The following is a 21,319-nucleotide window of genomic DNA, read 5'->3' on the forward strand; positions in this document are numbered from 1 at the left end:
CTGGTGCCAACCCTCAGAGGTGTAAACCTATTTCAGGACTAGACATTGTAGGAGCGAGCTTGCTCGCGAACCGCTCAGCTCCGCTGTCATCGGATAATCCGTTCGCGAGCAAGCTCGCTCCTACACAGGACGCAGGCCTGTCGCCAACGCGACGTTTTATTACAGCCGTCAGCCGAGCGCATTCCCCTATATTCCGTGAGTCCATACTCTGGTAAGGATCGACGCCAGCAGAGCGTCCGCCTCAGGGGCTCACAATGTATAAAGACTTAAAATTCCCCATTCTCATCGTTCATCGCGACATCAAGGCCGACACCGTGGCCGGCGACCGCGTCCGTGACATCGCCCGCGAGCTGGAGCAGGACGGCTTCAGCATCCTCTCCACCGCCAGTTCCGCCGAGGGGCGCATCGTTGCTTCCACCCACCACGGGCTCGCCTGCATCCTGGTCGCCGCCGAGGGGGCGGGGGAGAACCAGCGGTTGCTGCAGGACGTGGTCGAGCTGATCCGCATGGCGCGGGTGCGCGCGCCGCAGTTGCCGATCTTCGCCCTCGGCGAGCAGATGACCATCGAGAACGCGCCGGCCGAGTCCATGTCCGACCTGCACCAGCTGCGCGGCATCCTCTACCTGTTCGAAGATACCGTGCCCTTCCTCGCCCGCCAGGTCAGCCGCGCCGCGCGCAGGTACCTGGAAGGCCTGCTGCCGCCGTTCTTCCGCGCGCTGGTGGAGCACACCGCGCAGTCCAACTATTCCTGGCACACCCCCGGCCACGGCGGCGGCGTGGCCTATCGCAAGAGTCCGGTGGGGCAGGCGTTCCACCAGTTCTTCGGGGAAAACACCCTGCGCTCGGACCTCTCGGTTTCGGTGCCGGAACTGGGCTCGCTGCTTGACCACACCGGCCCGCTGGCGGAGGCGGAGGCCCGTGCGGCGCGCAATTTCGGCGCCGACCACACCTTCTTCGTGATCAATGGCACCTCGACCGCGAACAAGATCGTCTGGCACTCGATGGTCTGCCGCGACGACCTGGTACTGGTGGATCGCAACTGCCACAAGTCGATCCTGCACGCCATCATCATGACCGGCGCGATTCCGCTCTACCTGATGCCGGAGCGCAATGAACTGGGCATCATCGGGCCGATCCCGCTGTCCGAGTTCAGCCGCGAGTCGATTGCCGCGAAGATTGCCGCCAGCCCCCTGGCGCGGGGGCGCGAACCCAAGGTCCGGCTGGCGGTGGTGACCAACTCCACCTACGACGGCCTCTGCTACAACGCCGAGATGATCAAGCAGGCGCTGGGGGACAGCGTCGAGGTGCTGCATTTCGACGAAGCCTGGTACGCCTATGCGGCCTTCCACGACTTCTACGACGGGCGCTACGGCATGGGTACCCGCCGCCAGGACAGCGGCCCGCTGGTGTTCACCACCCATTCCACCCACAAGATGCTCGCCGCCTTCAGCCAGGCCTCGATGATCCACGTGCAGGACGGCGGCGCCCGGCGCTTCGACCGGGCGCGTTTCAACGAAGCCTTCATGATGCACATCTCCACCTCGCCGCAGTACGGCATCATCGCCTCGCTGGACGTGGCCTCGGCGATGATGGAGGGCCCGGCGGGGCGTTCGCTGATCCAGGAAACCTTCGACGAGGCGCTGAGCTTCCGCCGCGCCCTGGCCAACGTGCAGCAGAATCTCGCCGAGGACGACTGGTGGTTCTGCGTCTGGCAGCCGCCGGGCGTGGAGGGCACCGACGAGGTCAAGACCCGTGACTGGGTGCTGGAGCCCAACGCCGACTGGCATGGCTTCGGCGATGCGGTCGAGGATTACGTGCTGCTCGACCCGATCAAGGTCACCCTCGCTACGCCAGGCCTCACCGCCGGTGGCCGGCTGGACGCCCGGGGCATTCCCGCCGCGGTGGTCAGCCGCTTCCTCTGGGAGCGCGGGCTGGTGGTGGAGAAGACCGGCCTGTACTCCTTCCTGGTGCTGTTCTCGATGGGCGTGACCAAGGGCAAATGGAGCACGCTGGTCACCGAGTTGCTGGAGTTCAAGCGCAGCTACGACGACAACGAGCCGTTGACGGATGCGTTGCCCAGCGTCGCCCAGGCCGGCGGCGGCCGGTACGCCGGCATGGGGTTGCGCGACCTGTGCGACGAGCTCCATCGCTGCTACCGCGACCATGCCACCGCCAAGGCGATGAAGCGCATGTACACCGTGCTGCCGGAAATCGCCATGCGCCCGGCCGACGCCTATGCGCAACTGGTGCGCGGCGAAGTGGAGGCGGTGCCCATCGACCAGTTGGAGGGACGCATCGCGGCGGTCATGCTGGTGCCTTATCCGCCGGGCATCCCGCTGATCATGCCGGGCGAGCGTTTCACCGAGTCCACCCGCTCCATCCTCGACTACCTGGCCTTCGCGCAGAGCTTCGAGCGTAATTTCCCGGGCTTCGACTCGGATGTGCATGGCCTGCAGGTACACGAGGTGAATGGCGAGCGGCGCTACACGGTGGAGTGCTGCAAGTGACGTGCGGGTCCCGGCATGCGGGACCCGCCGCTTTTTCAAAGTCCAACTATCCTTGTCGGGATTGCTGAAGGGAGAAACGAGGAAAAAGGGAGGTTTCCCCATGCGCTGTCCCGCGACATTGCCGAACGAAAGCGAACGCCTGAGCGCGCTTTCCGACTATGGATTCGACGACGAAGCCCTGCTGCCCAGCCTGGACCCGGTGGTGCAGATCGCCGTGCGCATGTTCGGCATGCCGGTGGCGGCGGTGAACATGATCGGCAGCGACCACGTGTTCTTCGCCGCGGCCACCGGGGTGGGCGACGTGGACATGGGCCGCGATGTGTCCTTCTGCGCCCACGCCATCACCCGGAACGAGGTGATGGTGGTGCCCGATGCCAGCCGCGACGAGCGCTTCCACGACAACCCGCTGGTGACCCGGCCATCCGGCGTGCGCTTCTACGCCGGGGTGCCGCTGCTGTCGGTGGAGGGGCATCCGCTGGGCGCCCTGTGCATCATCGACAGCCAGCCCCACGAGGACTTCTCCGGCGACGACCGCGAGCGTCTGCGCGAACTGGCGCGCATGGCTGCCGATCGTCTGGAGCTGCGCCGTATCGAAGTGGCGTCGGCGCGCACCCGGCCGTTGTTCGAGGAGTACGCCGGCAGTTCGCCGACGCCGGTGGTCTGGTTCGACTGCTGGGGCGAAATCGTAGCCCGGAACGAGGCGGCCTCCACGCTCTACGGCTACGCATTGGACGAGGGGGCGGGACAGTCGTTCGAACTGCTGCTCCCGGAGCGTAACCGTGCCGCCTTCCGCAGTCTGATCAACCGCGCCATCGATGCCACGTCGCTGGATGGCATGGACGTGCCGGCGGAAATCACCGGCGTGCGCCAGGACGGCACCGAGCTGGCCCTCGGGCTCACGCTGTTCTGCTGGACGGAGAAGGGCAAGCTCAAGTTCGAGGCGGTGCTCAAGGACCTCACCGCACGGCAGCGGGAAGAGGAGGCACTGCGCCAGTTGGCCAGCGTCGACGTGCTGACCGGCCTGGCCAACCGTGGCCGTTTCTACCGGGTCACCGAGGACCTCCTGGTGCAGTCGCGCCCGGCGGCGGTGCTGATGATCGATCTGGATGGCTTCAAGGACGTCAACGACTCGCTGGGGCATGCGGTGGGCGACGGCATCCTGCGCGAGGTCGCCCGGCGGTTGGAACGCCTGGCCAGTGCGGATGCCACGGTGGCGCGCATTGGCGGCGACGAATTCGCCATCCTCGAGCCGAACCTGATTTCGCCCGAGCAGGCGATGCGCCTGGCCCTGGCGGCGATTGCCAGTATCGCCGAGCCCATCGTCATCGATGCCGATGACGTGCGGGTGGCGGCCAGTTGCGGGGTGGCGCTGGCGCCACTGCATGCCCAGGAGGCGCTGGAGCTGGTCGGCGACGCGGACCTTGCGCTGTTCAAGGCCAAGAGCAGCGGGCGCAGCCATGCCTTCGTCTTCGTGCCGGCGCTGAAGATGGAGGCGGCGGCGCGGCACCTGTACGGCATGGAACTGCACCGGGCGGTGGCCCACGGCGAGTTCCTGCTGTTCTACCAGCCGCAGGTGAGTCTGAAGGACGGTGCGCTGTGCGGCGCGGAGGCGCTGCTGCGCTGGCAGCATCCGCAGCGTGGGCTGCTGGCGCCGGCGGCGTTCCTGCCGTCGCTGGAGGGTGGGCCGCTGGCGGCGATCGTCGGCGCCTGGATCCTCGATGAGGCCTGCGCCCAGGCCGCCTATTGGCGGCGCAACGGCGCGGCGCGGATGCGCATGGGGGTGAACCTGTTCGGCGCGCAGTTCCGCATGGGCAACCTGGTTTCCCAGGTGATCGAGGCGCTGGAGCGTCACGGCCTGCCGGCCGACGCGCTGGAGCTGGAGATCACCGAGAACATCGTGCTCAACCATGACGACGTGGTGCTCGACACCTTGCGCACGCTGCGCAGCCACGGCGTGGGGATCGCCTTCGATGACTTCGGTACCGGGTATGCGTCGCTCAGCCTGCTCAAGACCTATCCGCTGAGCCGGATCAAGATCGACCGCTCCTTCGTGACCGGCATGCTGGAGTCCCGGCAGGATCTGTCGGTGATCCGCGCGATCCTCGACATGGCCCGCAGCTTCGACCTGGATAGCATCGCCGAGGGCATCGAGACGTCGGCCCAGCGTGATCGCCTGCGCAACGAGCGGTGCGCGGAGGGGCAGGGCTACCTGTTCGCCAAGCCGATGCCGGCCAACCTGTTCGAACAGGTCTTCGGGATCGGCGGCCGGCAGGTCGGCTCCGCCTGAGCGACGCGAGGCGAATTTTCGCGGTACGGATTGATCTTGCATGGGGAAAACGTTCGAAGCCTGCGTATTCGCGGCGGAAACTGTTTCCTCCTTTGCCTCGTGCTGACTACCCTGTAGGACAGATCGGATGTGGCCTCCGAATCCAGAGGCCTTCGCCATGACCGGCGCGTCAGGTGGGAACCAATAGAACAAGCCGCAGACTTTAAGGAGCGCAGATGGCGGAAGCGAAGAAGGGCAGCATGGGATTCTGGAGCTGCACCGCGCTGGTGGTGGGGAACATGGTCGGCTCGGGCGTGTTCCTGTTGCCGTCGAGCCTGGCGGCGTACGGCGGGCTCAGCCTGTTCGGCTGGCTGGTGTCGACCACGGGGGCCGTGCTGCTGGCCTTCACCTTCGCCCGACTGGCGCGGCTCAATCCCGGTGCCGGCGGTCCCTACGCCTATACCCGTGACGGCTTCGGCAGCTTCGCCGGCTACCTCTGCGCCTGGACCTACTGGAAGGCCGCGTGGATCGGCAACGCGGCCATCGCCGTGACTCTGGTGGGTTACCTGCGGGTGTTCTTTCCGGCGCTGGCCGACCCGCTGCTGATGGTCGCCACGGCGATTGGCTCCATCTGGCTGTGCACCCTGATCAACCTGCGCGGCATCACCGCCTTCGCCGTGGTGCAGAACCTGCTCACCGCGCTCAAGCTGATTCCGCTGCTGCTGATCGGTGTCCTCGGCTGGTTCCACTTCAACCCCGATTACCTGAGCATCCCCGCGGCCAGCGAGCTGCCGAACATGGGCTACGCCCAGGCCATCGCCACTACGGCGGCGCTGACGCTCTGGTCCTTCATCGGCCTGGAGTCGGCCACCGTGCCGGCGGACGACGTGCGCGACCCGAAGAAGACCATTCCCCGCGCCACGCTGTTCGGCACGCTGGCGGCGGCGGCGGTGTACATCCTGTCCATCACCGCCGTGCAGGGGCTGATGCCGCCCGAGCTGCTGGCCAGGTCCACCTCGCCGTTCGCCGATGCGGCGCGCATTTTGCTGGGCGACTGGGGCTATTACCTGGTGGCGGCGGGTGCGGTGATCGCGTGCCTGGGCGCGCTCAACGGCTGGGTGCTGCTGCAGGGGCAGATTCCGGTGGCGCCGGCCCGCGACGGGCTGTTCCCCGAATCCCTGGGCAAGCTCAACAAGAACGGCGCGCCGGCCAACGGCCTGCTGGCGTCGGGCCTGCTGGTCACCGCGCTGGTGATGGTCGACGGCCACGGCGACCTGGTGGATGTGTTCAACGTCATCATCCTGCTCGGCACCATGACTGGCGTCGTGCCCTATGCCTTCTGTACCGCGGCGCTGCTGCAACTGCTGGCGGTGAAGCCGGAGTCCTTCTCGCCGCGCTCGCGCCCGCAGGTGCTGGCCATCGGTTGCCTGGGCTTCTTCTACTCGCTGTGGGCGCTCTACGGCACCGGCGAACAGGCGATCTTCTGGGGCTTCCTGGTGTTCATGGCCGGTATTCCGATGTACACCTGGCGGCAGTACCGCAACCGCGCCCAAGGGCTGCCGCTGGCGGCGGGCGACTGAGCCCGCTGCCATCACGATCCCGTCAGATCCGCGACGTGATGGCGGTTTTGCGCGCCAGCTCGAACCCGATGCCGTGGCCTGTGTCACAGACCGCGGCATCGACTTTTGGCCTTGCCTTGTTATAGTGGCGCGATTTCTGACATTCGTTTCCGACACTAATAAGAACCGTTGGCCCAGGCTCCAACAGCCGAGTGCCGCACCCTGACGTGAAGCAGGGCATCCGAGGACATCCCGTGACCGAGTACAAAGCATTCCGCGTCGAACTGGCGGACAAGATCGCCCATGTGCAGATCAACCGTCCGGAAAAACTCAATGCCATGAACACCGACTTCTGGAAGGAGATCATCGATATCTTCCAGTGGGTCGACGACACCGATGAGGTGCGCGTGGTGGTTCTGAGCGGTGCCGGCAAGCACTTCTCCGCCGGTATCGACCTCGCTCTGCTGGCCCAGGCCGGCAGCCGCCTTGGCAAGGACGTCGGTCGCAACGCCCGCGCGCTGCGCAAGACCATCCTCGAGCTGCAAGGCTCGTTCAACGCCGTGGACCGGTGCAGCAAGCCGGTGCTCGCGGCGATCCAGGGCTACTGCATCGGCGGCGGCATCGACCTGATCTCGGCCTGCGACATGCGCTACTGCAGCGCCGACGCGCAGTTTTCCATCAAGGAGATCGACATGGGCATGGCCGCCGACGTCGGTACCCTGCAGCGTCTGCCGCGCCTGATCGGTGACGGCATCATGCGCGAGCTGGCCTATACCGGCCGCAATGCCGACGCCCAGGAGGCCCGCCAGATCGGCCTGGTCAACAGCGTGTACGCCGATCACTCCGCGCTGATGGACGGTGTGATGGAGATCGCCCGGCAAATCGCGGCCAAGTCGCCGATCGCCATTCGCGGCACCAAGGAAATGATCGGCTACGCCCGCGACCACCGAGTCGAGGACGGCCTGGACTACATCGCCACCTGGAATGCCGCCATGCTGCAGTCGACCGACCTGCAGACCGCCATGATGGCGCACATGAGCAAGAAGAACCCCGAGTTCGCCGATTGATGTCCCTTCATTCTTCTTGCGCGCAGGAGGCGCACTAGGCCGATGGTTACCGGAGCCACGTCCCTCAGTCTGGTTCGCGACGAGTTGTTCGCCACGATGGAAGAGGCCGAGCAGAATCTCGAGCACTTCATCGCCGAGCGTCAGAACGGCAGCCTGCTGCAGCACTCGGTCGAGTGCCTGAGCCAGATTCGCGGCACCCTCAACCTCATCGAGCTGGCCGGCGCGGAGCTGCTGGCCCAGGAAGCGCTCGATCTGGCCACCGACATTCCCGCCGGTGTCGGCGAGGACCGTGACGGTCAGTTGGCGGCGCTGGGCAACGCGCTCTACGTGCTGCGCCGCTACCTGGAAAACCTCGAGGCGCATCGCCAGGAAATCCCCGAGCTGCTGCTGCCGGCGATCAACGACGTGCGCCAGGCTGCCGGCCAGCCGGCGTTGCCGGAAAGTTTCTTCTTCAGCGCGCGGCTGGACCTGCCGCGCCCGCTGCGCGCGGTGACCGCGCCGCAGGTGGAGGATCCTGCCCGTGAAGTCCGCCGCCTGCGGCAGATGTACCAGATCGGCCTGCTCGGGCTGATCCGCGAGCAGAATCTCTACCCCAGCCTGAAGCTGATGAGTCGCGCCCTGGCCAAGCTCGACCTGCTGCTGGGCAGCGCCTCGCGTACCCGCCTGTGCTGGGTCGGCGCAGGTGCCCTGGAGGCACTGGTCGACGCCCAGATGCTGCCGCGCAAGACGCGCAAGCAGGTCTTCGCACGCGTGGATCGCGAGCTGAAGCAACTGATCGCCAATCCGCAATACGAGACGCCGCGCCAGTTGCTCAAGGAGCTGCTGTATCTCACCGCGCTGGCCGATACCGGCGGTCCGCGCGCCAGCGAACTGCGCCAGGTGTTCGGCCTGGCGCCGCTGCCGTTCACCGATCACCTGCTCGAAGACGAGTCGCAGCGCCTGTCCGGCCCCGGCCAGTCGGTGATGCGTTCGCTGTCGGTGGCGATCCGCGAGGAACTCACGGCGGTCAAGGACCAGCTCGACCTGATCGAGCGCGGCGTATCCCAGGCCGACGCGTTGAGCATCCTGCATACCCAGCTGGGCAAGTTGGCCAAGACACTGGGCATGGTTGGCCTGAACTCCGCCTCCACCGCGCTGCAGCATCAGCATGGCGTGGTTGCCGGCTGGGTCGCCAAGGGGGCCGTGGAGGGGCCGGCGGCGCTCAATGCGCTGGCCGATGCCTTGCTCTATGTCGAGAGCATGGTGGGCAACCTGCAGCGCGGCGAGCGGCTGAGCGCACGCGCGGCGCCGCTGGGCGAGGATGAATCCTTTGCCGTACACCAGCTGGCCGAAGCCCGTATCGTGGTGATCGACGAGGCGCAGGCCGGTCTTGCACTGGCCAAGCGGGCGATCACCGCTTATCTCGAATCCAACGGCGACAAGCTGCACCTGGCCAACGTACCCCTCAGCCTGCAGGCGGTGCGCGGCGGTCTCTGGTTCCTCGGCCAGGAACGCGCGGCGCTGCTGGTGGGTGCATGTGCCGACTATATTCAACAGCGGATGATCGAGACGACGCAGATGCCGTCCGAGCAGATGCTGGAAACCCTGGCCGATGCGTTGACCGGCCTGGAGTATTACCTGGAGGGTGGAGCCATGATGCGGCCTGAAGGTCAACCCGACGTCCTGGATGTCGCCAGCGAGAGCGTCAAGGCCCTGGGCCTGACGGTGGCCGCCTGATGCGTACCGGACGCTGGGAATCGGCGCTGTTCGAGGGGGCTGCGAACGGCGGCTGGGCGGTCGCCCACTGCCAGCAGCAGTTCCTCGCCGACAGCAACGGTGTGCTGTTCCCCCGTGACTGGCTGAAACGTCAGGACCTGCCGGTGCTTTCCGAGCACGTTGTCGGCCATTTCGACGGCGAGCCGGTGTACCTGCTGGAGATCGACCGTACGGACCCGCTGGAAGGCGCCAGCTGGATCGGCCTGCGCCAGTTCATGATGCAGGCCGAGGAAGACATCTTCGCCATGCTCGGCTTCGCCAGCCAGATCGGCATCTGGTGGCGGCAGAACCGCTTCTGCAGCAGTTGCGGCCAGCCCAACCAGCGCATGCCCCGCGACCGCGCCATGCACTGCGAGAGCTGCGGCATCCAGCGCTACCCGCTGCTGTCGCCGAGCATGATCGTGCTGGTGACCCGTGGCGATGAAGTGTTGCTGGCACGCTCGCCGCGCTTCGTGCCGGGGATGTACAGCACCCTGGCCGGCTTCGTCGAGCCGGGCGAGTCGGTGGAGCACTGCGTCGCGCGCGAAGTGCGCGAAGAGGTGGGCGTCGAGATCGGCAACATCCGCTACATGGGCAGCCAGCCCTGGCCGTTCCCGCATTCGCTGATGTTCGGCTATCACGCCGAGTACGTCAGCGGCGAGATCGTCATGCAGCCGGACGAGATCGAGGATGCCCGCTGGTTCCACATCGACGAGCTGCCGCGCCTGCCGGCCGAGCGCTCCATCGCCCGCTACCTGATCGAGGTCTACCTGGCGCGCCGCGCCGGTCGTCCCGATCCCGTCCTGCCCGGCGGCGCCTGACTCCAGGCGCAGCGTCGGCGTTCTTCAGGTCGCGGCAGCGAACCAGTGCTGCCAGGCCAGGCGCACGGTCAGCGCCAGCACTACCAGGATGAACACCGGACGGATGAACTTGGCGCCGCCGCCAATTGCGGTGCGCGCGCCGAAGTAGGCGCCAATCATCAGGGCGCTGCCCATGCACAGGCCCATCACCCAGATTACCTGGCCGGAGGCGACGAACACCGCCAGGGCGAGGACGTTGCTGACGAAGTTCATGCTGCGTGCCACGCCGCTGGCGCGGACCAGGTCCAGCGGGTACATCAGCAGGGTGCTGACGGTCCAGAAGGCGCCGGTGCCGGGGCCGGCGACACCATCGTAGAAGCCCAGGCCCAGGCCCTGCGGCCACTGGCGATGCTGGGCGATGTGCGGATCGGCGTCCAGCGGGGCTTCCGGGGTCTTGCCGAACAGCAGGTACAGGCCGCAGCCGAAGATCACCACCGGGAGCATGCGGTTCAACCATTCCGCCGGCATCAGGTGCGCGGCCCACGCGCCCAGGGCGGCGCCGATGGCGGTGGCGATGATGCCGTTGCGCCACTGGCGCGGATGGAACAGCTTGCGCCGGTAGAAGGTGTAGCTGGCGACGGCGGCGCCGAAGGTCGAACTCAGTTTGTTGGTACCCAGCGCCAAGTGCGGCGGTACTCCGGCGGTGAGTAGCGCGGGGATGGTCAGCAGGCCACCGCCGCCGGCGATGGCGTCGATGAAGCCGGCGAGGAAGGCGACGCCGGCGAGGATGACGAGGGTGGTAGGGTCTACGACGAGTTCGAAGGGCATGGGGTAGGCCTTGATCAGGAGCCCGCGGCGCCACTCTTTTGTAAAGAGCGGGTGGCATGGGAAACGTTAACGGGCCCGAAAGCTGCGACGGTCTGGCTGGCCGCGCAGGTACGCGGTGCGCATAATGCCGGCAATTCTACGTGGAAGGAAATCATTCGATGCAGTACGACGGTCTGGCCTGGGTCATTGCCTTCGTGGCGCTGCTGGCCCTGCTGGTGGCGGCCCGCATTCTGTTTGATCGTCACTGGTTTCTCGGCTGGCTGCGGGGCATGGCGGGCCTTGCGTTCATTGCGCTCGCGGCGCTGGTTGCGCTGGTGGCCTGGGACCTGCACAGCTACGACCCGTTGCCGCAGGAGCGTCCGCTGGCCACTCTGAGCTTCAAGCAGTTGAGCCCGCAGCACTTCGAGGTGACGTTGCTGGAGGGGGACCAGGAGCGCCGCGTGGAACTGGCGGGCGATCTCTGGCAACTGGATGCACGGGTGCTGGAGTGGAAGGGCCTGGCGCGGCTGATCGGCCTGGCGCCGGGGTATCGACTGCAGGACCTCAGTGGCCGCTTCCTCGCCGTGGAGCAGCAGTCGATGGGGCGCAAGGTGCCGCTGGCCGGCAAGGTGGCGGGCATCGACCTGTGGCGCTGGCTGCGTGAAGGCCGGCATGACCTGCTGACTTTCGTGGCGAGAGCCGGGCGGGTGAACTACCTGCCGATGGCCGACCAGGCGGTGTTCGCCGTGCGCTACGGACCGGGCGGGCTGACCGCCGAACCGATGAACCCGGCGGCGAACCAGGCCCTGAAAGACTGGCAGTGAACGCTTTTATACAGGAGCGAGCTTGCTCGCGAACCGTCCCCCTTCGGAATCCGAGTGAGGCGGGTTCGCGAGCAAGCTCGCTCCTACAGAAGGTCCGATCGCCGTCCATGAAAAAGGGAGCCCACCGGCTCCCTTTTTCATTTCGCGATAACGCTCAGGCGAGGAAGCCGCCGTCCACGTTCAGCGTCACGCCGGTGGTGTAGCTGGAGGCATCGCTGGCGAGGTAGAGCACGGCGCCGGCCATTTCGCTCGGGTCAGCCACGCGCTTGAGCGGGATGCGCTGCAGGGCGACGTTGCGGATGGCGTCGTTGCTCACCAGCGCCGAGGCGAACTTGGTATCGGTCAGGCCCGGCAGCAGGGCGTTGCAGCGGATGCCGAACTGCGCGCATTCCTTGGCGAAGACCTTGGTCATGCTGATCACCGCGGCCTTGGTCACCGAGTAGATGCCCTGGAACTCGCCTGGGGTGACGCCGTTGACCGAGGCGACGTTGATGATGCTGCCGCCGCCGTTGGCCTTCATCAGCTTGCCGCCTTCGATGGACATGAAGTAATAGCCGCGGATGTTCACGTCGACGGTCTTCTGGAAGGCCGACAGGTCGGTGTCCAGCACGTTGCAGAACTGCGGGTTGGTGGCGGCGTTGTTGACCAGGATATCCAGGCGGCCGAACTGCTCGCGGATCTGCGCGAAGACGGCCTGGATCTGTTCCATCTCGCCGATGTGGCAGGCAATCGCGGTGGCCTTGCCGCCGGCGGCGACGATTTCGTCGGCCACGGCCTGGCAGCCGTCGATCTTGCGGCTGGAGACGATCACGTGGGCACCCTGTTGGGCCAGCAGCTTGGCGATGGCCTCGCCGATGCCGCGGCTGGCGCCGGAGACGAAGGCGATCTTGCCTTCGAGGTCGAACAGTTGGGTCTTGGACATGGGAGTTCTCCTTGTTCTAGGGCGTCGTTACAGGCGGGACTTGCCGATGACCTGCAGGCTCACCTGTTCCAGCAGCTTGTTGGCATGGATGAAGGTGGCGAAGCGTTTGTCCTGGGTCTGGCCGTGGAAGAAGCGGTAGTAGATCTGCTGCATGATGCCGGCCAGGCGGAACAGGCCGTAGGTGTAGTAGTAATCGAGGTTGTCGATCTGGATTCCGGCGCGCTCGGCGTAGTAGTCGGCGAACTGCTGGCGGGTCAGCATGCCCGGCTCGTGGCTCGGCTGGCGGCGCAGCATCTGCATCGGCTGCGGGTCGTCGGCCTGGATCCAGTAGGCGAGGGTGTTGCCCAGGTCCATCAGTGGGTCGCCGAGGGTGGTCATTTCCCAGTCGAGCACGCCGATGATCTGCATCGGGTTGTTCGGGTCGAGAATGACGTTGTCGAAGCGGTAGTCGTTGTGGACGATGCCCGGCTTGTGGTGATCGGCCGGCATCTTCTCGCGCAGCCACACCTTCACCTGTTCCCAGGCCGGCGCATCGGGGGTCAGGGATTTCTCGTAGCGATCGATCCAGCCGCCGATCTGGCGCTGCACATAGCCCTCGGGCTTGCCCAGGTCGCCCAGGCCGCAGGCGTTGTAGTCGACGTTGTGCAGGTCGACGAACTTGTCGATGAAGCTCTTGCACAGCGCGGTGGTCTGCTCGGTGCTGAAATTCAGCTCCTTGGGCAGTTCGGCGCGCAGGATGATGCCGTTGACCCGCTCCATGACGTAGAACTCGGCGCCGATCACCGACTCATCGGTGCAGTAGACATAGGCCTTGGGGCAGTAGGGGAAACCGTCGTTGAGCTGGTTGAGGATGCGGTACTCGCGCCCCATGTCGTGGGCTGACTTGGCCTTCTTGCCGAATGGCGGGCGGCGCAACACCAGCTCACGGTTGTCGTACTGGATCAGGTAGGTGAGGTTCGACGCGCCGCCGGGGAACTGGCTGATGCGCGGTTGGCCCTGCAGGCCGGGAACGTGGTCCTTGAGGAAGCCGTCGATCACGGCGGCATCGAGTTCTTCGCCTTCGCGGGAGCGGATGGTCTGGTCGGTCAACGACATGCTGGTCCCTTTCTTGTACGGGCTTTTACGAATCGTCCTCACGAGGGCCCAAGGCTCCTGGCGAGGTGCGCGCAGGCCGGCGGCCGTTTCTTGCCCGATGGGTTGCGGCAGGATCAGGCAGAGCAATGATGGCGCCGGGTGATCATTGGCTAATCTAATGTCCGTGCCCGTCCGTCACAAGCACGCAGAGCCGTTATTGGCGTCCGTGTTGCACCCCGATCAGGCTGCCTGATTCGCGGGTTGCGGCGGGGCGCGGGCATAAAAAAACCGGAGTCATGGACTCCGGTTTTTCATGCTGCTCGGGCAGGTCGCCTCGGATCAGACCGGGAACAGTTCGCCCAGCTTCATTGCCAGCATCATGTCGCCTTCGGCGCGCAGCTTGCCGGCCATGAAAGCCTGCATGCCGTCGGTTTCGCCGCTGGTGATGCCCTTGAGGGTCTCGCTGTCCATGATCAGGGTGACGTTGGGGGTCTCGGCGTCGCCCTGTACGACTTCGCAGGTACCGTCCTTGACGACCAGGTAGTGGTTGTCGCCGTCTTCGATGTTGAACTGGAACACCAGATCCAGCCCGGCGGCCGCGCTGGCGTTGAACTTGCTCTTCATGGTGGAAACGATGTCAGCAACACTCATGGTTCTATTCCTTTTCTAGGTTTTCTCGCGCGACGCTCGAGGTCGCAATGGGCCGGTACTCAACGATAGGTGATGAGTTCCGGCGCCCTCAACAGTTCCAGATGCACGTGACTGTTGAAGGAAGCCAGGGCCACTTCGCTGCCGCGGAACTTCAGGCGGTTGAGCGAGGTGTTGACGATCTGCCAGTTGAGTTCGAAGGCGTTCAGCGGCGGAATGCCGGTCACCAGTTGCAGCATCGCGGTGATGGTGCCGCCGGAGGTGAACACGCCGATGCTGTCCTTGCCGCTGGCCGACTCCAGCAGGCGCTTGAGGCCGCCATGCACGGTGTCGAGGAACTCGGCCCAGCTCACCAGGCCGTCCTTGTCGTGCTCGCCGGACACCCAGCGGGAGATCACGGTGGAGAACAGGCGCTGGAACTCGGTGCGGTGGTCGGCGGCGTTGCGCATGATGTGCAGCGCCTGCGGTTCGATTTCGAGCAGGTCCTGCAGGTGCGCGCGGATCACGGCGTCGGCTTCGAATTCATTGAATGCGGGGTCGATTTCCAGCGCGGGGGTCGCGATGCCGGCGTCGTTCAGCCGGCCCATCACCGCTTCGGCGGTATGGCGCTGGCGGCGCAGGTCGCCACTGACGCAGCGGTCGAAACACTGGCCCAGGCTGGCCAGGTGCTCGCCGAGGATTTCCGCCTGGCGCACGCCGATGGGCGAGAGCACGTCGTAGTCGTCGGCGCCGAACGATGCCTGGCCATGTCGAATCAGGTAGATGCTTCCCACGCGCAGTATCTCGGCAGGGCTGAAAGTTCCGGCGAGGTTATGAGGATCACCTGGGGCTGTCAACGAAAAAACATACGCTTGTTTGAATGCCATTCGTTGGACTGATACAGCGTCTTGCCAGCGCTGGTGGCGCGCCTGCGGCGTGGGTATGCTTGCGGGATTCGCTGCTCCCGCCAGGCGGGTGCGACCAGAATTGTAAAAGGGGATGTGAGTGGAGTTTCTAGCGGATTACGCGGGTTTCCTGGCCAAGACCTTCACCGTGGTGGTGGCCATCGTCATCGTCCTGGTGGTGATCGCCGCGCTGCGCGGCCGTGGCCGGCGCGGTGGCAGTGGGCACCTGGAGGTGCACAAGCTCAACGACTTCTACAAGGACCTGCGCGAGCGCCTGCAACATAGCGTATTGGAAAAGGCCAAGCTCAAGGCCCTGCGCAAGTCCGAGGCCAAGTCGACGAAGGAGGCGAAAAAGAAGAAGAGCGGCGAGAAGAGTCGCGTCTACGTGCTCGACTTCGATGGCGACATCAAGGCCTCGGCCACCGAGCAGCTGCGCCATGAAGTCACCGCGCTGCTGAGCCTGGCCACCCCCCGCGACGAAGTGGTGCTGCGCCTGGAGAGCGGCGGCGGCATGGTCCACGGCTATGGCCTGGCCGCCTCCCAGCTGGCGCGCATCCGCCAGGCCGGCGTGCCGCTGACCGTCTGCGTTGACAAGGTCGCCGCCAGCGGCGGCTACATGATGGCCTGCATCGGCGAGCGTATCCTCTCCGCGCCCTTTGCCATCCTCGGCTCCATCGGCGTGGTGGCGCAACTGCCGAACGTGCACCGCCTGCTGAAGAAGCACGACATCGATTTCGAGGTGCTCACCGCCGGTGAATACAAGCGCACCCTGACGGTGTTCGGCGAGAACACCGACAAGGGCCGCGAGAAGTTCCAGGAAGACCTGGAAACCACCCACGAGTTGTTCAAGCGCTTCGTCGTGCATTACCGCCCGCAACTGGCCATCGACGAGATTGCCACCGGCGAGGTCTGGCTGGGCCAGGCGGCGCTGGGCAGGAAACTGGTGGACGAACTCAAGACCAGCGACGAGTACCTGGCCGAACGTGCTCGTGAGTCGGATGTCTATCAGCTCAGTTACGTACAGAAGAAATCCATCCAGGAACGCTTCGGCGTGGGCGTCAGCGGCGTGATCGACCGCGTGCTGGTGACCTGGTGGGAGCGCCTGGGGCGCAGCCGCTTCTGGCAATGAATCCAGCGGGCGCGGGAGTGCGCCCGTCAAGTTATCGAACGAGGAGGGCGAGATGAGTGCATTCAAGGCGTTGTGGGTCACCGAGTCGGCACACGGCGTGTACGACCTGCAGGTGACCGAACGGCAGGTTTCCGATTTGCCGGCAGGCGAAGTGCTGGTGCGGGTGAAGTATTCCTCGCTGAACTACAAGGATGCGCTGTCCGCCAGCGGTAACCGTGGCGTCACCCGCAAGTATCCGCACACGCCTGGCATCGATGCCGCCGGCGTGGTTGAAGCGTCCTCGGTGGGCGAGTTCGCCGTCGGCGATGAGGTCATCGTCACCGGCTATGACCTGGGCATGAACACTCCGGGCGGTTTCGGCCAGTACATCCGCGTGCCCGCGGCTTGGCTGATCAAGCGTCCGCAGGGCCTGTCGCTACGCGAAGCGATGATTCTCGGCACCGCTGGCCTGACCGCCGCGCTGTGCGTCGACAAGCTCGAGCGCGCCGGCGTGACGCCGTCCTCAGGCTCGATCCTGGTCACCGGCGCCACCGGCGGCGTGGGCAGCATCGCGGTGATGCTGCTGGCACGGCTGGGCTACACCGTGGCAGCCGCCACCGGCAAGCTGGAGCAGGCCGAATTGCTGAACCGCCTCGGCGCGCGGCAGATCCTCGACCGCGCCACCGTCTCCGATGGCATCGACAAACCGCTGCTGCGCGAGCAGTGGGCCGGCGCGGTGGACACCGTGGGCGGCGACATCCTGTTCAATGTGGTCAAGTCGCTGCAGTACGGCGGCAGCGTCGCCTGCTGCGGACTGACCGCCGGCGCCGCCTTCAAGGCCACCGTGCTGCCCTTCATCCTGCGCGGCGTGAACCTGCTGGGCGTGGACTCGGTGGAGCTGCCGCTGGTGGTCAAGGCTTCCATGTGGGACAAGCTGTCCCTGCAGTGGAAGCTCGACAACCTCGAAGCGGCGGTGCGCGAGGTCACCCTCGACGACCTGCCTGCCGCCATCCACCAGATTCTTGCCGGCAAGCTGGTCGGCCGGGTGCTGGTGAACCTCGGCTAATGCCCGCGCCGGGCCTGGGTGTCAGCCCAGGTCCGGCAGCAGGTAGTCCGCCCACAGCGAATCGGCGAACTGGCTGCGGAAGAAGCCGAAGTGGCCGATGCGCTTCACGCCGATATCTTCTGGAGCGATGCGTTTCACCGTCTTCGGCGCACCACGATAGAAGCCGTGCAGCGATTCGGTATTACGCCCGGACATCATCTCGTCGTCGGTGAAGGAGATGGAGGTGATGGGCGTGCGCACCAATGAATAGGCCTCGCGCACCGCGCCGCCTTCCGCGCCCACGGCGTATTCCGGGTCCAGGCACCAGCGCCGCCATTGCTCGATCACCCCACGCGGCAGGTCGCCGACCACGCCCAGACGCTTGCCCGGAAAGTAGCCCAGCAGCGGCGTGAGGGTTGGCGCCAGGCAATACCAGAGCAGCCAGGCCTTGTGCCGCAATCCCTTGGTGTTCTCGCGCCAATAGCCGCTGCCGGTGGCGATGGTGAAGGCGCGATGGATGCGCTCGTTGCCGCGCACGAAGGGCAGGATCTGCCCGCCCAGGCTGTGTCCGACCCAGTACACCGGCAGGTCGCCGGCGGCCTCGACCACCGCGTCGAGCATCGCGCTGCAATCATGCTTGCCCCAGGCCAGTACATCCACATCCAGGTCGCGCAGGTGGCCGCTGCGGGACTTGCCCATGCCGACGTAATCGAAGGTCACGGTGAGATGGCCGCGCTCGGCCAGCCAGTGGGCGAAGGCCGTGTAGAAGCGCTGCTCGACGCCCATCGCGGGGACGATCAGCACCGCGCCACGGATTTCGCCGAGCGGGTAGTACCAGTGGCTGGACAGGTTGTGGCCGTTGCCGTTGTCCAGGGGGCGGGGGAGCGGGGTGATCATGGCGGACTCCGAAAAGGCTTGGAATGAGCAGGGCAGGATTGAAGATGGATGCGCGCCCAGGCAGTATACGAAGACTAGAAATTAATTCTAGAAAATTATTCTAGAATTTTATTCGAGACGGCAATCTCGACAGGAACCTCATGGCCCGACCTTCCCGCAAAGACGACATCCTCCAGGCTGCGCTGGCCTGCTTCAGCGAATCCGGCGTGGACGCCACTACCATCGAGATGATCCGTGACCGCTCCGGCGCCAGTATCGGCAGCCTCTACCATCACTACGGCAACAAGGAACGGATCATCGGCGCGCTGTACCTGACCGGCGTTGGCCAGTACGCGGCGCTGCTGGACGCTGGAATCGAGGAGGGAATGAGCGCGGAGGCCTGCGTGAAGCTGTTCGTCACCTGCTACGTCGACTGGGTTGCGGCCAATCCGGAGTGGGCGCGTTTCATCCTGCACAGCCGCGGTCGGGTCGAGGCCGGGGAGGTGGGTGAGGCGTTGCGTGAGGCCAATCGTGAGCAGGGCCGGCGCATTGCAGCGCTGCTTTCAGAGCACCGCAAGGCTGGCGCCTTCAAGCAGTTGGCGCCGGAGCTGTTCAACTCGGTGGTCATCGGCCCGAGCCAGGACTATGCACGCAACTGGCTGGCCGGGCGGACGAAGGTGGACCTGATCGATTGCCGCGATCAGTTGGCGCAGATTGCCTGGGAGAGTGTGCGGGCCTGAGTTGCGCGCACAGGGGGCCGAGGTGTGCAGCCTGTAGGAGCGAGCTTGCTCGCGAACAGGGGCTTCCGGTTGCCGCGGAGTTAGGTGGGTTCGCGAGCAAGCTCGCTCCTACGAAAGGCGCTCTCCTGCAGAAATTAAAAAGCCCCGCGTGGGGGCTTTTTCAGGTCGGCCGGGTCAGGCGAGCTGGCGACGACGGAACAGCGGTTGCGGCTGGGTCACCGAGGTCTGGTAGACCTCGGAGAAGTCCTCCAGGCTGGCCAGCGCGTCATGCGGGTCGCGGTCGGCGCGGATGGCGTAGGCGTCGAAGCCGCAGCTCTGCATGTAGAACAGCTGGTCGCGCAGCACGTCGCCGATGGCGCGCACTTCGCCCTTGTAGCCGAAGCGCTCGCGCAGCAGGCGCGCGGTGCTGAAACCGCGGCCGTCGGTGAAGGCCGGGAAGTTCACCGCGATCACCTGGAACTTGTCCAGGTCCTCGGCGATGGCCTCGGGCTCTTCGTCCGAATCCAGCCACACGCCCAGGCCGCCGTCGCGGCCGCGCAGGGCCGGGCCGTGTTCCAGCCACAGGTTCAGCGGGATGATCACGTCGTCGCAGTTGGGCACGGTCTCGAGGGTCGCGTCCTTGGGCAGCAGGTGCCAGCGGTCGTCGACGACTTCGCGGTTCTTAATGATTCGCTGCATATACGCGTTCCTTGAAGAGGTCGATGCCGATGCGGCGGAAGGTATCGAGGAAGGCTTCCTCCTCGGTGCGCTGTTCCACGTAGACGTTGATGATCTTCTCGATCACGTCGGCCATCTGGTCCTGGGCGAACGACGGGCCGAGGATCTGCGCGAGGCTCGCGTCACGGCTGGCGCTGCCGCCCAGCGACACCTGGTAGAACTCCTCGCCCTTCTTGTCCACGCCGAGGATGCCGATGTGGCCCACGTGGTGGTGGCCGCAGGCATTCATGCAGCCGGAGATATTCAGGTCGATGTCGCCGATGTCGAACAGGTAGTCCAGGTCGTCGAAACGGCGCTGGATGGCTTCGGCCACCGGGATCGATTTGGCGTTGGCCAGGGAGCAGAAGTCGCCGCCGGGGCAGCAGATGATGTCGGTCAGCAGGCCCACGTTGGGGCTGGCGAAACCGTACTCGCGCAGTTCGCCCCAGAGGGTGAACAGCTGCGACTGCTCGACGTCGGCGAGGATGATGTTCTGGTTATGGCTGTTGCGCACTTCGCCGAAGCTGTAGCGGTCGGCCAGTTCGGCGATCTTGTCCAGCTGCTTGTCGGTGACGTCGCCAGGGGACACGCCGGTCGGCTTGAGCGACAGGGTCACGGCGATGTAGCCGGGCTTCTTGTGGGCGAAGGTGTTGCGCTGGCGCCAGCGGGCGAAGCCCGGATGCTCGGCGTCGAGCTGGGCGAGGGCGGCCTCCTGGTCGTCCAGGGCCTTGTAGGCCGGGTCGACGAAGTGCTGGGAAACACGCTGCACTTCCGCGTCGGTCAGGGTGCTCGGGCCGTCCTTGAGGTGCGCCCATTCGGCGTTGACCTTCTCGGCGAAGACTTCCGGGCCCAGTGCCTTGACCAGGATCTTGATGCGCGCCTTGAACTTGTTGTCCCGGCGGCCATAGCGGTTGTACACGCGCAGGATGGCATCCAGGTACGACAGCAGGTGCTGCCAGGGCAGGAACTCGTTGATGAAGCTGCCGACGATCGGGGTACGGCCCAGGCCGCCGCCGACCAGCACGCGGAAGCCCAGCTCGCCGGCTTCGTTCTTCACCGCTTCCAGGCCGATGTCGTGCACCTCGATCGCGGCACGGTCGCGCGCGGCGCCGTTGACGGCGATCTTGAACTTGCGCGGCAGGTGGGCGAACTCGGGGTGGAAGGTCGACCACTGACGGATGATCTCGCACCAGGGGCGCGGATCCACCAGCTCGTCGCGGGCAATGCCGGCGAACTGGTCGGTGGTGGTGTTGCGCACGCAGTTGCCGCTGGTCTGGATCGAGTGCATCTGCACGGTGGACAGCTCGGCGAGGATCTCCGGCACGTCTTCCAGGGCCGGCCAGTTGAACTGCACGTTCTGGCGGGTGCTGATGTGCGCGTAGCCCTTGTCGTAGTCGCGGGCGATCTGCGCCAGCTTGCGGACCTGCCGGGAGGCCAGCAGACCATAGGGCACGGCGATACGCAGCATCGGCGCATAGCGCTGGATGTACAGGCCATTCTGCAGACGCAGCGGGCGGAATTCCTCGCCGGTCAGTTCACCGGCCAGGTAGCGGCGGGTCTGATCGCGGAACTGCTTGACGCGATCCTCTACGATCCTTTGATCGTATTCGTCATATACGTACATGAATCATCCTGCTGTCAGGCTATAGCGCTCAGGCGTACTGCGTATCCCAGCGCGCACGGCAGCGCGCTCCACGCGGAGTGGGGCGCACGATACCAGTTAGGGAATATGCGTAAAAGTGATGTTTGAGTATATGGCGAG

The 21,319-nt window shown here is 65.6% G+C and carries 18 protein-coding genes; 10 read left to right on the forward strand and 8 right to left on the reverse strand.

Annotated elements, in window-relative coordinates; genetic code table 11:
- Positions 1-254 precede the first annotated feature (254 nt).
- From ACYCAX_RS06615 to nudC, 6 genes are all read left to right on the forward strand, one after another.
- Complete coding sequence (locus tag ACYCAX_RS06615; protein WP_294977378.1) at positions 255-2,507, forward strand: arginine/lysine/ornithine decarboxylase; 2,253 nt, start codon at positions 255-257, stop codon at positions 2,505-2,507.
- Positions 2,508-2,607: 100 nt separating this feature from the next.
- On the forward strand, positions 2,608-4,794 hold the full coding sequence (locus tag ACYCAX_RS06620) for a putative bifunctional diguanylate cyclase/phosphodiesterase (RefSeq protein WP_460247645.1): 2,187 nt from the start codon (positions 2,608-2,610) through the stop codon (positions 4,792-4,794).
- 215 nt (positions 4,795-5,009) lie between these two features.
- Positions 5,010-6,353 carry an amino acid permease gene (locus tag ACYCAX_RS06625; protein ID WP_460247646.1) on the forward strand — a complete coding sequence of 448 codons (1,344 nt, stop codon included), beginning with the start codon at positions 5,010-5,012 and terminating at the stop codon, positions 6,351-6,353.
- A gap of 233 nt (positions 6,354-6,586) precedes the next feature.
- Complete coding sequence (locus tag ACYCAX_RS06630; RefSeq protein ID WP_460247647.1) at positions 6,587-7,399, forward strand: crotonase/enoyl-CoA hydratase family protein; 813 nt, start codon at positions 6,587-6,589, stop codon at positions 7,397-7,399.
- A gap of 42 nt (positions 7,400-7,441) precedes the next feature.
- Positions 7,442-9,115 carry a ferrous iron transporter B gene (locus tag ACYCAX_RS06635; RefSeq protein WP_460247648.1) on the forward strand — a complete coding sequence of 558 codons (1,674 nt, stop codon included), beginning with the start codon at positions 7,442-7,444 and terminating at the stop codon, positions 9,113-9,115.
- Entirely contained in the window at positions 9,115-9,954 is an 840-nt protein-coding gene (gene nudC / locus ACYCAX_RS06640) for an NAD(+) diphosphatase (RefSeq protein ID WP_460247649.1), read from the forward strand. The genes ACYCAX_RS06635 and nudC overlap by 1 nt, the downstream gene beginning before the upstream one ends.
- A gap of 24 nt (positions 9,955-9,978) precedes the next feature.
- Here the strand turns inward: nudC and ACYCAX_RS06645 are convergent, their stop codons facing one another.
- The gene (locus ACYCAX_RS06645) at positions 9,979-10,761 is read right to left on the reverse strand and encodes a TSUP family transporter (protein WP_460247650.1); all 783 of its coding nucleotides are present in this window, start codon (positions 10,759-10,761) and stop codon (positions 9,979-9,981) included.
- A 158-nt stretch (positions 10,762-10,919) separates the two neighbouring features.
- On the opposite strand from ACYCAX_RS06645, the gene ACYCAX_RS06650 reads away from it, so the two are divergent.
- A complete protein-coding gene (locus ACYCAX_RS06650; protein ID WP_460247651.1) occupies positions 10,920-11,564 on the forward strand; it encodes a hypothetical protein in 645 nt (214 codons plus the stop codon).
- Positions 11,565-11,718: 154 nt separating this feature from the next.
- Here ACYCAX_RS06650 and ACYCAX_RS06655 read toward each other — a convergent pair whose 3' ends face one another.
- The 4 genes from ACYCAX_RS06655 to ACYCAX_RS06670 all read right to left on the reverse strand — a co-directional run bounded on the left by ACYCAX_RS06655 (position 11,719) and on the right by ACYCAX_RS06670 (position 14,981).
- Positions 11,719-12,486 carry an SDR family oxidoreductase gene (locus tag ACYCAX_RS06655; protein WP_015476909.1) on the reverse strand — a complete coding sequence of 256 codons (768 nt, stop codon included), beginning with the start codon at positions 12,484-12,486 and terminating at the stop codon, positions 11,719-11,721.
- A 27-nt stretch (positions 12,487-12,513) separates the two neighbouring features.
- Positions 12,514-13,581, reverse strand: a complete 1,068-nt coding sequence (locus ACYCAX_RS06660; protein ID WP_015476910.1) for a phosphotransferase family protein — start codon at positions 13,579-13,581, stop codon at positions 12,514-12,516.
- A 318-nt stretch (positions 13,582-13,899) separates the two neighbouring features.
- The gene (locus ACYCAX_RS06665) at positions 13,900-14,211 is read right to left on the reverse strand and encodes an SCP2 sterol-binding domain-containing protein (protein ID WP_015476911.1); all 312 of its coding nucleotides are present in this window, start codon (positions 14,209-14,211) and stop codon (positions 13,900-13,902) included.
- A 59-nt stretch (positions 14,212-14,270) separates the two neighbouring features.
- Complete coding sequence (locus ACYCAX_RS06670) at positions 14,271-14,981, reverse strand: histidine phosphatase family protein (protein ID WP_460247652.1); 711 nt, start codon at positions 14,979-14,981, stop codon at positions 14,271-14,273.
- A 211-nt stretch (positions 14,982-15,192) separates the two neighbouring features.
- Between ACYCAX_RS06670 and sohB the strand changes: the two genes are divergently transcribed.
- Together sohB and ACYCAX_RS06680 are read left to right on the forward strand one after the other, a co-directional pair.
- Positions 15,193-16,221, forward strand: a complete 1,029-nt coding sequence (gene sohB / locus ACYCAX_RS06675; RefSeq protein WP_015476913.1) for a protease SohB — start codon at positions 15,193-15,195, stop codon at positions 16,219-16,221.
- Positions 16,222-16,273: 52 nt separating this feature from the next.
- Positions 16,274-17,266 (forward strand): YhdH/YhfP family quinone oxidoreductase, encoded by a 993-nt coding sequence (locus ACYCAX_RS06680; RefSeq protein WP_460247653.1) that lies wholly within the window; start codon positions 16,274-16,276, stop codon positions 17,264-17,266.
- A 21-nt stretch (positions 17,267-17,287) separates the two neighbouring features.
- Here the strand turns inward: ACYCAX_RS06680 and ACYCAX_RS06685 are convergent, their stop codons facing one another.
- Positions 17,288-18,142 (reverse strand): alpha/beta hydrolase family protein, encoded by an 855-nt coding sequence (locus tag ACYCAX_RS06685; protein ID WP_460247654.1) that lies wholly within the window; start codon positions 18,140-18,142, stop codon positions 17,288-17,290.
- A gap of 140 nt (positions 18,143-18,282) precedes the next feature.
- Between ACYCAX_RS06685 and ACYCAX_RS06690 the strand changes: the two genes are divergently transcribed.
- Positions 18,283-18,861, forward strand: a complete 579-nt coding sequence (locus ACYCAX_RS06690) for a TetR/AcrR family transcriptional regulator (RefSeq protein ID WP_015476916.1) — start codon at positions 18,283-18,285, stop codon at positions 18,859-18,861.
- A gap of 174 nt (positions 18,862-19,035) precedes the next feature.
- Here ACYCAX_RS06690 and ACYCAX_RS06695 read toward each other — a convergent pair whose 3' ends face one another.
- Together ACYCAX_RS06695 and ACYCAX_RS06700 are read right to left on the reverse strand one after the other, a co-directional pair.
- A complete protein-coding gene (locus tag ACYCAX_RS06695) occupies positions 19,036-19,539 on the reverse strand; it encodes a DUF934 domain-containing protein (protein ID WP_015476917.1) in 504 nt (167 codons plus the stop codon).
- The gene (locus tag ACYCAX_RS06700) at positions 19,523-21,181 is read right to left on the reverse strand and encodes a nitrite/sulfite reductase (RefSeq protein WP_460247655.1); all 1,659 of its coding nucleotides are present in this window, start codon (positions 21,179-21,181) and stop codon (positions 19,523-19,525) included. Before ACYCAX_RS06700 ends, ACYCAX_RS06695 begins: the two co-directional genes overlap by 17 nt.
- Positions 21,182-21,319 lie beyond the last annotated feature (138 nt).

Source organism: Pseudomonas sp. MT3 (genome assembly GCF_054720805.1).